This is a genomic window from Treponema sp. R8-4-B8 (genome assembly GCF_054786175.1).
Genome location: NZ_BDHE01000059.1, coordinates 1 through 2,558, shown reverse-complemented (window position 1 = coordinate 2,558; position 2,558 = coordinate 1). Strand labels below are relative to the sequence as shown.

2 protein-coding genes and 1 tRNA gene are annotated in these 2,558 nt (G+C 46.6%); 2 read left to right on the top strand and 1 reads right to left on the bottom strand.

Annotated elements, in window-relative coordinates; all coding sequences use genetic code 11:
• Together ispG and ACYVRA_RS06100 are read left to right on the top strand one after the other, a co-directional pair.
• A partial coding sequence (gene ispG, locus ACYVRA_RS06105; RefSeq protein ID WP_461251862.1) for a (E)-4-hydroxy-3-methylbut-2-enyl-diphosphate synthase occupies window positions 1–967 on the top strand: 967 nt, incomplete at its 5' end.
• Complete coding sequence (locus ACYVRA_RS06100) at window positions 964–2,184, top strand: tol-pal system YbgF family protein (RefSeq protein WP_461251861.1); 1,221 nt, start codon at window positions 964–966, stop codon at window positions 2,182–2,184. The genes ispG and ACYVRA_RS06100, both read left to right, overlap by 4 nt.
• Window positions 2,185–2,373: 189 nt before the next feature.
• Here the strand turns inward: ACYVRA_RS06100 and ACYVRA_RS06095 are convergent.
• Window positions 2,374–2,448, bottom strand: a tRNA-Pro gene (locus ACYVRA_RS06095).
• Between the last annotated feature and the right edge of the window lie 110 nt (window positions 2,449–2,558).

Below are 2,558 nucleotides of genomic sequence, written 5' to 3'. Positions count from 1 at the left end.
GGTTGGCAAAATCGAGGCGCTTGGGGCGATAGGCTGCTCTCTTTTGCGCTTGGCCCTGCCTGATATCGAGTACGCAGAAGCCCTCGGACGGCTTTCCGAGATGGTTTCTATGCCCCTTTGCGCTGATATTCATTTTGACCATAAAATCGCCCTTCGCTGCATGGATTTTCCAGTGTCAAAAATCCGTATTAACCCCGGAAATATCGGCGACAGGGAAAAAATCCGCGCCGTTCTGGAAAAAGCCGCAAAATGCGGCATCCCAATCCGCATCGGGGTAAATGCAGGCAGCCTCCCCCTAGATATCCGCGAAAGGGTAGAACAGGGTTTTAGCGCCTGTGAAGCGCTCGTGGAGGCGGCGCAAAGGGAAATATCCCTTTTTGAAGAGTTTGGTTTTAATGATTATCTGGTATCAATGAAAGCCAGTACAATTGCCGATACTATAAATGCCAACAAAATTCTCCGTCTTCGGGCTCCTACAATCCTCCATGTAGGAGTTACCGAAGCGGGACCCCTAGTAGCCGGCGTGGTCAGAAACGCTGCTGCCCTATTAAATCTGCTGGCGGAGGGGATTGGCGACACAATCAGGGTGTCGTTGTCGGACACAATGGAGAACGAGGTTATAGCCGGCAGGGAGATTATTGCGGCTGCGGCCCAGCTTGCGTCCGAAAACGCAAGATTAAAGTCAGGCGGCGTGAATATTATTTCCTGCCCCCGTTGCGGCAGGCACGGTTTTGACACCCACGGCTTTACTGCTAGGTGGCTACAAAAACTTTATGCTATTGGAAAGGACATAACCGTGGCAATTATGGGTTGCGAGGTAAACGGCCCCATAGAGGCAAAACACGCCGATTTAGGCATTACGGGAGCAGGAGACAAGGTATTGATTTTTAAGAATGGAAAAGTGATAAAAACCATAACTGCCGCCGAGGCAGACGCGGTTTTTGAAGAGGAATTAAAAAGTTTATGAAAAAGACAATATTTTTGCCTTTGTTATTAATATTTTTTGCGCCGCTTTACGCGCAATCAATACCGTGGTGGCTTTCTTTTGAATATGGCAAACAAGAGTTCCGCTCAGGCGATTACGGGTCGGCTTTATTGCTGTTTGAAGACGCGCGGCGCGACAGACGCGCCATGTATGAGCAGATGGAGCGCGACTTAATTCATCTGATGTCCGAGAGGGAAGTGCGAAGAATAGGGGACTACCTTGACAAAGTGGACAAATACGCCCGCGACCATCTTTACAGAGCCGCGACCGCCGCGCTTGACGAGCTTTATTACCGTATTCCAAAATCAAGTTTTGATAATTCCGCGAACGCGGCTCTTGCGGCTTTCAATAAATTAAAAGATTATCCCGAAGCCGAGTACTGGATTGGCGAAGTTTACAGGGTAGAAGGCGAGCTGTCCCTCGCGTTAGCCCAATACAAAAAAGCGTATTCAATGCGCGTCGGAAATGCTCCCCTTGTCACTGAAGACCCGGGCTTTGGCGTGGCGTTACAGTATAAAATAGCGGGTATCCATGACACAAGGCAGGAATATATCGAGATGATAAGGATTTATGAATCGATAATTAACGACTCAGACACTCTTTGGGTTAATTCAAACAAAGCGGTAGTTGGTTATCTAAGCAACGGTTCGCAGAATGTTTCATTACCCTATGATCAGGCTTCCGCGTCATTTGAAAGATCAGCCATGACAAAAACATTAACGGAGAACGGTATTAGCCGTTTTCTGGAATTGTACAGATACAACAACAGGACCGTAGAAAAAGCGCACAGGTTTTTAGGCTATTATTACGTTGCCCGCGGCCGCCCGTCTGCCGAGCCTCATCTGATGTTCGCGTTCCTGATTCAAAATTCTATCATTATGGAAGAGATAAAACGCCATCAATATGATTTTTCTTTTACCACTAATAAAGAAACGCGTGAAAACCATGTGCATAGTCTTTCAGAATTAACCGAGTATATTAACAAAAACCCCCTTCTTGCGTCATACATAGAAGAAGTTGAGTATTATAAAACCGCCTATTATTTCAGCATGAGCCTTTACAGGAATATGAAGACTTCTCTAGCCCGCTCCATCTGGGAATTTCTCGCTTCTGTTCCGCAAGCCGGCGAATGGTACAACCGCGCCGTTAACCAGTTACGTAATCCTCACTATGAACCAATTATTGAATTGCCTAATTAATTTAAGAAGACCTCACACAAAGAGCACAAAGGTACAAAGATCACAAAGGGGCAATAAGGGGTTTTTGTCCGTTATCTTATCGTGAAGCTACACGCATAGCTTTCGGACAGAAACCCCCTCTTCCCTCTTCTTTGTGTTCTTCTCTTCCTTTTAGTTCTTTGTGTGAACTCTTTAGAAAAAATCCCCCTGTCGGGCAACCCGGATTTGAACCGGGGACCCCAAGTCCCCCAGACTTGTACGCTGAACCAACTGCGCTATTGCCCGGCAGGGGAATCTGTTTTGTTACAATAACAAAACGGCAGGTTTTTGTCAATGTAACGAAAAATAACGCTTACGCTACATATTCAACACTGACTTAGCGTAATCAGCAGGCG